The following is an 8,520-nucleotide window of genomic DNA, read 5'->3' as shown; positions in this document are numbered from 1 at the left end:
CCAAGAACGCGAAAACACGTTCCGCCGAAGCGGCGGTCTGCTGGAGGACATTGGAGATATTGGCGATCTGGGACATGGGTTGGGTGAAGGATCGAATGTACTGGATGAAGGCCTGCACATCGCCCAGGGTTATCGCCCTGGATGCGGCCAGATAGCCGCCCAGGATGGTCACGCCCACGTAGCCGAGGTTTCCCACGAAATTCATCACCGGCATCATGATGGAGGAAAGGAACTGGGATTTCCACGCCGAATGATAGAGGGTATCGTTGAGTTCGTCGAAAGCGGCCTGATTCCTGGCCTCCCCGTTGAACGCTTTCACCACGCCGTGGCTGGAGAATATTTCCTCTATGTGCCCGTTCACGTGGCCTAGATATTCCTGCTGCCGGCTATAGTATTTTTGGGATTTCCCCACCACGAAGCGAATGATACCCAGTGAAATGGGAATGGTGACAAAGGCGACCAGCGTCATCAGCCAACTGATGCTGAGCATCATGACAAAGGCGCCAAGAATACCCACCACGGATATGATCATCTGGGAAAGACTCTGGTTCAGGGTTTGGTTGACCGTATCCACGTCGTTGGTCATTCTCGAGAGCACTTCGCCGTGGCTGATCTTGTCGAAATAGCTCAGGGGCATGCGGTGTATCTTGGCCTGGAGATCCCGCCTGAATCGTTCCGTCATCGCCGCCGAGACCCCCGCCATGATCCAGCCCTGGAGATAGGACAAAAGCGCCGAGAAAAGATAGAGTCCCAGGACAATTCCCAGTATGCCCGCCAAAGCTTCGAAATCTATACCGGGTCCGCCCCGCAGGCTCGACATGACTCCTTCCGCCAGCTTTGTCGTCGCCTTTCCGAGCACCTTAGGCCCGAAGATGGAGAACACTGTCGAAAAGGCGGCGAGCAGGATAACCATGCCGGTCCGGTATTTGTAAACCCCCATGTACCCCAGGAGCTTCTTCATCGTGCCCGAAAAATCCCTGGGCTTTTCGCCCTTGAGCATCGCGTGGGGCCCCCCTCGCCCGAGGGCGGCTCCGGGACGCATGGGCCTTGCCGTGGAAGAATCGGCCGCGTTCCGGCCCTGGGGCGACGCCGCGCTATTGTTCGGCTTATTCTCGACGGCGCTCATACCAACTCCTCGGCGCTCAGCTGGGACAGGGCTATATCCCTGTATACCTCGCAGGTTTCCATCAGCTCGGCGTGGCGGCCCTTTCCCACCATCTTGCCTTCATCCAGCACGATGATTTGATCAGCCCCCTTGATGGTGGCAACCCGCTGGGTCACCAGGATCACCGTGCTATCGGCCAACTTCTCCGTCAGGGCGGCCCTGAGTTTTTTGTCGGTAGTGAAATCGAGGGCAGAAAAACTGTCGTCAAAGATGAAGACAGGTCCCTTTTTCATCAGCGCCCGGGCGATGGTAAGGCGTTGACGTTGGCCGCCCGAGAAGTTCATTCCGCCCTGGGACACCGGAGCTGATATCCCGCCGGGAAGGGCCCGCACGAACTCCTTCGCCTGGGCGATTTCCAAAGCCCTGTCCAGGTCCTCGGAGCCAGCTTCGTCCCTGGCGTAGCGCAGATTGCTCTCCACGGTGCCGGAGAAAAGCGAAGCCTTCTGGGGCACAAAACCGATTAAATCGCGCAATGCCTTCTGCTTCACCGACCTGACATCCACTCCGTCGATACTCACCGACCCTTCGGTGACGTCGTAAAATCTAGGCACGAGGCTCACCAGCGTGGTCTTGCCCGCACCCGTGGTGCCTACGACCGCCGTAACCTTGCCGGGACGGGCGGTGAAATCTATCCTGTGCAACACGTCCTCGTTCGATCCGGGATAACGGAAACTGACATTGTCAAAGCGCACAACGCCGCCGAGCTTATCGGGAAATACCGCGGGCGAAGGCGGGTCGACGACACTGGTCCCGGTGGTCAGCACCTGGTGGATCCTGTCGGCGGAAATGGAAGCCCGGGGAATAATGATGAACATCATGGACATCATCATGAAGGAAAAGAAAATCTGCATCGAATATTGCATGAACGCCATCATGTCGCCGATCTGAATCTGCGACTGGGCGATTTCCTTGGCCCCCACCCAGACGATGAGAATGGAGATCCCATTCATGATGAGGGTGATCAAGGGCATCATGAGCGCCATGATCCTGGATACGAAGAGCATGATACCGGTGAGTTCGGCGTTGACTTCTCCGAAGCGTTGTTCTTCCTTTTTTTCCGTGGCGAAGGCCCGGATGACCATCATGCCTGTCAGGTTTTCGCGGAGCACGAGGTTGAGCCTGTCCACCAAGGCCTGGATCCGCTTGAACTTGGGCAGGGCTATGGAAAACACCGCCAGCACGATCGCCAGGAGGATTCCCACCGCCAGGGCGATGATCCACCACATGGATGAGGCCTTCGAGGTGGCTCTGATTATTCCCCCGATTCCTATGATCGGAGCGAAGAACAACATCCGCATGGCCATATTGCTGACCATCTGGATCTGGGTGATGTCGTTGGTGGAACGGGTGATGAGGGACGCGGTGGAAAACTTGTCCATTTCGGCGGATGAGAAGTCCTGGACCTTGGAAAAGATCGCCCTGCGCAGATCCCTGGCCACGCCCGAGGCGGTCCGGGAGCCGAAGTAACCCACCGCTATGGTGGCAGCCACCGCCAACAGGGTAAGGGCGAGCATTATGCCGCCCATCTTGAGTATGTAAGCCGTCTGCCCCTGTCCTTCTCCGCCCCTCATGATGCCGATATCCACTATCTTGGACATATAGTCGGGCAGGGCCAGCTCCGCGTTGGCCTGGATGAAGAGGAGCAAGAAAACAAGGAGAATGTTCCCGATGTAGGGTTTGTAATACTTGAGTATTTTGAGCATAGTTGTGCCTGCTCTAAAATACGTAAAGGGCGGTCAGGGGTCAAATAGGACAGGTAAATATTTTTCCGGCCGCCGGCCCGCTTCGACGGCCGAAACTTCTAGGGAACGCCCCGGCCTATTCTGTTTTTACCCGCCGTATCCAAGATAGTACTTTGTTTTTATCGACCCAACATGGCTTGCCTTGCTTTTATCACACATCGCCCGAGAGCCGTAAACTTTCAATCCTGCCTAGAGGCTTTCCAGCACCTTGTCCGCGTGCCCGGCGGGAGTGACCTTGGGGAAGACCTTGATCACCGTACCCGAGCCGTCGATAAGGAAGGTCGAGCGGATCACGCCCATCACTTTCCTGCCGTACATGGTTTTTTCACCGTACGCCCCGTAGGCTTGCATGGTCTTTTTATCCGGATCGGAGAGAAGGATAAAGGAAAGGGAATGCTTGCGGCGGAATTTGTCGTGGGATGCGCCGGAGTCGGGGCTTATGCCCACCACCTTCGCGCCCTTGGCCGCGAATTCAGGCCCCCGGTCGCGAAAACTACAGGCTTCGACGGTGCAGCCCGGCGTATCGTCCCGGGGGTAGAAATAGAGCACCAGGGGGCCGCCGGCGAAATCCGCCAGGGTCCACACTTTGCCGTCGGCATCGGAAAGGGAAAAATCAGGGGCTTTAGCGCCAACTTCGATCATCGAAAGGCCTCCTTATATGTCGAACTCTTACATTATATATCGAGTTCTTACATTTAGTTTATTTAATATAACATTGTTCGAGCCTGGGGTCAGTATAAGGGAATCTTTTTCACTCCAGACGCGCTCGTAACGGGACAACTGGAGATATTGTAGTTAAGGCCAGAAGCAGCTTTCCTTCATCCTTTTCAAGGAAACAAGGCCGATACATCAACAAAAAAGGAGGGCGCACCCTCCTTTTTCCTCGCCGCAACGGCGACATTTTGTGGCACACCCATAAAGGGGGCCTTGTTAGCCTGCCAACCATTTTTCTGAATAAACTGTAAAAGCTATGATATAATAGCCATTGATTATTGTCAAGTTAAAAAGGGGGACGAAATGAAGTGGCGCCTCGGGCTTGATATGGGAACAGGTTCTATTGGGTGGGCAGCTGTCCGACTGGCAAATAAAACTCCTACCGAGCTTATGGATATGGGTGTTAGGGTTTTTCCCGATGGACGCGAACCGGCAGGAGACGGCAGAACAGGCGACCCTTTGAATGAACGCAGACGAACTGCTCGACAGATGCGCCGACAACGGGACCGACGGATACGACGAAAAAAGACTATGCTCCGATATCTTATTGCCTCAGGATATCTCCCCGCCGAAAAAGCAAGCAGAAAAACAATTGAAAGACTTGACCCATATTCTTTACGCAACGAAGCAGTGTCAAGACTATTAAGAAAAGAAGAACTTGCCCGCATTCTTATGCAGTTGACTGGTCGTCGTGGTTTTAAATCAAATCGTAAAGAGCAAGTCGCCTCACAGAATAAAGAAACAGCGGGTATGTTAGCTGGAATCGCACGTCTTTCCGCTACTCTAGGAGGGAAAACTTTAGGACAGTGGATGTATAAGGAGCTTAAAGAAAAAGGTGTTTTACGTTTTCGTCCTGAAACTATTAAATCGAAAATAAATTATTCATTTTATCCTTCACGGGAAATGTATGAAAAAGAGTTCGAGGCAATACGGAGAATTCAGGAAAGCGGCCACTCAAAGCTCGATTGGGATAAGTTATACAGAATAATCTATTTTCAACGACCATTAAAAAGACCTGCGCGTGGTACTTGTTTATTTTATACGGACGAAGAGCGCGGATATCGGGCTCTGCCCTCAGCGCATCGCTTTAGAATTCTCCAAGAGATCAACAACTTAAAATATTTTGATGAGGATAACAGGCTTGTCGATATAGCGGAACATTTCAAGGAAACACTTTATAATCTTCTCGAAAAACAGAAATCACTCAAATTTGACCAAATAAGAAAAGAATTCTCTCATATAATAGGCGAGCCATTCACATTTTTGTTCAACCTTGAGGACATAAAACGTAAGGAACTCAAAGGTAACACAACATCCTGCGATTTTCGTAACGAAAAATACTTTGGTCAGCAGTGGGATTTCCTTAATTGGCAAACCCAAGATGAACTTGTTGAGAGACTTATTATCGAAGACGATGAGACAAAAATCATCGAGCTACTAGAAAAATACAACCTTTCCGCTGATCAGAAGAATAATATCCTTAAATGGACTTATCCTATTGGTACAACAATGCTTTCCGCACGATTTATGAGGGAATGCTCGGATATAATGCTTAATCTTTTTATACCGTATCATGATGCGGTAGCTAAAATGGGAATGCATCACTCCGATTTTGAAAAAAAACCAATACGTTCATCATTGCCATACTATGGAGAAATATTAACATCGTTAACTACCAAGGCAAGTGGCAATCAACAGGATACAGAAGAGATTCGTTATGGACGTATTTCTAATCCGACAGTGCATATCGCTTTGAACCAATTAAGAAAACTTGTAAATGCTCTAATTAGACGTTACGGAAAACCGTCCGAGATTATTGTAGAAGTAGGCCGCAATTTAAAAACTAACGCGAAGAAAAAGCTGGAAGACTTCCAAGCACAGGCATTAAATCAAGAGAAAAATGAACAAGTAAAAGAAGAGCTTAAAAAGCTCGGGTTTATTCAGCCTTCAAGCAAGCTCATTAAAAAATATCGCCTATGGGAGGAACTTGTACCCGAAGGTACCGGTTTTGCGCGAAGATGCCCTTATTGTGGCAAGCCCATATCCGCAAGTCAGCTTCTATCAGAAGAAGTCGAAATAGAGCATATCCTTCCCTATTCTCGGACATTACTCGACTCGAAAGACAACCTCACCGTGGCGCACAAAGCTTGCAATCAGATTAAGAAAGAACACACACCATATGAAGCATTCGGGCATTCCCCTCTTGGATTTGATTGGGAGACAATAAAGGAACTCTCTGAAAAATGGCCATCTAATAAACGGGCAAAGTTTTCTCCTCAGGCAATGGATCTCTTTGACGAAAAAAATTCTGGCTTTATCCAACGTCAGTTGACAGATAATGCCTATATAGCTAAGGCAACGAAAAACTACCTCTCCATAATATGTGATCGAGATGCTATTTGGACCACATCAGGGAGAATGACTGCAAAATTTCGGGGCGAATGGGGGATAAATACCTTACTCAACGCTAACCATGATACATGGTTTAAAAACAGGTCTGATCATCGTCATCATGCTTTGGATGCTATTGTAATAGCACTATGTGATAGATCTATCGTAGCTGAAACATCCAGAATAAACAGAATGCTAGGCTATGGGGCAATTACGGTTCCACCTTGTCCTTTGCGTCGTGAGGATATCGAAAAAAAACTGCAAAGTGTCATTGTTTCGATCAAACCAGATCGTGGTCCCGAAGGCAAACTATATGATGAAACAGCCATGGGAGCGATAAGAGTACTGACAAGAATTTCTCCCAACGAACTTACGGAGAAAGATATTCCGAATATTAACGCCTTGAAGGTCCGCGAGTACCTACTTAGGCTGATGCAAGAAAAAAAGTCAGAACTAGGCGATGAAGCTTTTATAGAAGTAAAGAAATATTTACAGCAAAGATACAAATTTTTCGATGTATTGCGAACAAAATGGGCAACGACGACAGCGCTCCAAAACCTTTCTGATCGAGACATTATATCAATTGTCGACTCCCATTTACGCGAGGATGTACTTAGACATGTCAAAGAAAAATCCAATGGAAGAAAACTAACCATTGTTTTACAAGAATACGCTGATAAACATCAAATTCGCTCTGTCCGTTATTTCCCTAAAGGCCAAGTTCCTGTGCCCATATCTTCTAATCATAATAAAGCTTATCTACCCTATGATTTCTACCGTGTCGATATTTGGCTCTTACCTGGGAAAACAAAAAAATATGAGGGAGTATTCATTTCAAGGACTGAGTATTTTCAACAAAAGAGAATAAACCAAAAAGCACCGATAAGAAAGCCCCATCCTGCGGCAAAGCTCATGATGTCCCTACATAAAAATGACGTTGTGGAAATATTGTCGCCACAAATAAATGAATTAGCCCGTATTGCTGGATATGCAACCACAAAAAACCTAATTGACATTAGACCTATCGCGGCAGCTGATTCTATTGCTGATTGGACTCGAAATACCAAGCCTGAATTAACAACGTCATTTTGGCCTCGTGATTGTGACGGCCAAAACTTTAAATCGATTAATATGTTATTCACTACATACACAATTAAACAGGTGAATATAACTGTAGAGGGCCGATTGAGTACCCGATAATTGATACATGATACCTCGAATTGTCGAAATAAGTGAAAGCGGGCGTTTTTTGGCAAAGCGTCACGGAGTAATGACAGTCTCTGATAGAGGGAAAGACTATGGGGAAGTTCCCATCGACGATATCGGCGTATTGATGGTTTCGGCATTTGGCGCAACTTTTTCAAAAGACATTTTAGTTTCCCTCGCAGAGAAAGGCGCCATTACCATTTTATGCGGTGGGAATGGACATCCTGCCGCTTTTGTCACACCCGTAGCCGGTAATTATGAAACGGCGCAACGAATAAAGTACCAAATCAATGCCACATTACCTTTAAAAAAACGTTTATGGCAAAGTATTGTCAAAACAAAATTATCTCATCAAGCCGAAGTTCTCCGCTGGAAAGGAGAAATTTCTGTGGCAGATAAAATAGTCTCTTATAAGAATCGGGTTCAATCTGGAGATACAGACAATCGTGAGGCTATCGCTGCACGAATATATTGGACTGCACTCATGGGTAAGGGCTTTCGGCGTAATCCTGATGGAGATTGGCCAAACGCATTATTTAATTACGGTTACGCTGTGTTGAGGGCTTCGGCAGCGCGAGCTATCTGCGCTGCTGGCCTCTTACCTTCATTGGGAATTAAACATAAAAATGGTACCAATACATTCCCGCTTGCGGACGATTTGATGGAACCTTATAGGCCTCTCGTCGATTACTATGTACTCAATACTATTGACCAGGGCTATGCAGAGGTATCACCTGCATCAAAACAAGAACTTACAAAGTTTTTGTGGGCAGATTTACTGATGCGAGGGCAAATGACCCCATTTTTTACCGCAATGGAGCGTATGGCGGTTTCCATCGTCAAATCATTCAAAGAGAAGAAGCCTCTCATTGAAATAGCTGAAATCACCCGTATGACTATCATGACATGACAGAACTAAGCAGTTATCGACTTATGTGGATGATTGTATTGTTTGACCTTCCTGTCATGACAAAAAAAGAAAGAAAAGCGGCGTCCCAATTTAGGACAGGATTACTGAACAAGGGCTTCCATATGAGTCAATTTTCAGTATATTATAGACTTATATCGGGGAGAGAGGCATTTGATAGCTATGTGGCAGATATTAAGAAAAACCTTCCAAAAGCAGGGAAGGTCGATATTGTCTCCATTACTGATCGCCAATACGAAGATATTGTTTCCTTTTCCGGGAAAAAACGTGAAAAAAGCAAACAAAACCCTACTCAACTCGTCTTGTTTTAGTCCATTTTTTTGCAGGCAGATGGGAAATAAGTGCTTTTTAAAAAGCAACTTACTCCCCATCAA

At 47.6% G+C, this 8,520-nt stretch carries 6 protein-coding genes; 3 read left to right on the top strand and 3 right to left on the bottom strand.

What is annotated here, in order from left to right; genetic code table 11:
* The 3 genes from ACOBQJ_RS16910 to ACOBQJ_RS16900 form a co-directional block, all read right to left on the bottom strand.
* A partial coding sequence (locus ACOBQJ_RS16910) for an ABC transporter ATP-binding protein (RefSeq protein ID WP_421072958.1) occupies nt 1-1,000 on the bottom strand: 1,000 nt, incomplete at its 3' end.
* 122 nt (nt 1,001-1,122) lie between these two features.
* Nucleotides 1,123-2,868 (bottom strand): ABC transporter ATP-binding protein, encoded by a 1,746-nt coding sequence (locus ACOBQJ_RS16905; RefSeq protein WP_421072957.1) that lies wholly within the window; start codon nt 2,866-2,868, stop codon nt 1,123-1,125.
* A gap of 228 nt (nt 2,869-3,096) precedes the next feature.
* A complete protein-coding gene (locus tag ACOBQJ_RS16900; protein WP_421072956.1) occupies nt 3,097-3,549 on the bottom strand; it encodes a peroxiredoxin in 453 nt (150 codons plus the stop codon).
* Between the two features lie 375 nt (nt 3,550-3,924).
* Between ACOBQJ_RS16900 and cas9 the strand changes: the two genes are divergently transcribed.
* The 3 genes from cas9 to cas2 are packed head-to-tail and all read left to right on the top strand — an operon-like array spanning nt 3,925 to nt 8,457.
* On the top strand, nt 3,925-7,212 hold the full coding sequence (cas9, locus tag ACOBQJ_RS16895) for a type II CRISPR RNA-guided endonuclease Cas9 (protein ID WP_421072955.1): 3,288 nt from the start codon (nt 3,925-3,927) through the stop codon (nt 7,210-7,212).
* 7 nt (nt 7,213-7,219) lie between these two features.
* The gene (gene cas1 / locus ACOBQJ_RS16890) at nt 7,220-8,128 is read left to right on the top strand and encodes a type II CRISPR-associated endonuclease Cas1 (RefSeq protein ID WP_421072954.1); all 909 of its coding nucleotides are present in this window, start codon (nt 7,220-7,222) and stop codon (nt 8,126-8,128) included.
* Between the two features lie 23 nt (nt 8,129-8,151).
* Nucleotides 8,152-8,457 (top strand): CRISPR-associated endonuclease Cas2, encoded by a 306-nt coding sequence (gene cas2, locus ACOBQJ_RS16885; RefSeq protein WP_421072953.1) that lies wholly within the window; start codon nt 8,152-8,154, stop codon nt 8,455-8,457.
* Nucleotides 8,458-8,520: the final 63 nt, after the last annotated feature.

Origin of the sequence: Pelotomaculum propionicicum (genome assembly GCF_048984525.1) — a bacterium.
Taxonomy (GTDB): Bacteria; Bacillota; Desulfotomaculia; order Desulfotomaculales; family Pelotomaculaceae; genus Syntrophopropionicum; species Syntrophopropionicum propionicicum_A.
Note: the sequence above shows the minus strand (reverse complement) of the source record. Positions and strands in the feature narration are given on the sequence as shown.

What these genes read in the sequence shown, in the direction of transcription:
- ACOBQJ_RS16905 (WP_421072957.1), bottom strand. Translation starts at nt 2,868, where the DNA reads ATGCTCAAAATACTCAAGTATTACAAACCCTACATCGGGAACATTCTC.
- ACOBQJ_RS16900 (WP_421072956.1), bottom strand. Translation starts at nt 3,549, where the DNA reads ATGATCGAAGTTGGCGCTAAAGCCCCTGATTTTTCCCTTTCCGATGCC.
- cas9 (WP_421072955.1), top strand. Translation starts at nt 3,925, where the DNA reads ATGAAGTGGCGCCTCGGGCTTGATATGGGAACAGGTTCTATTGGGTGG.
- cas1 (WP_421072954.1), top strand. Translation starts at nt 7,220, where the DNA reads ATGATACCTCGAATTGTCGAAATAAGTGAAAGCGGGCGTTTTTTGGCA.
- cas2 (WP_421072953.1), top strand. Translation starts at nt 8,152, where the DNA reads ATGTGGATGATTGTATTGTTTGACCTTCCTGTCATGACAAAAAAAGAA.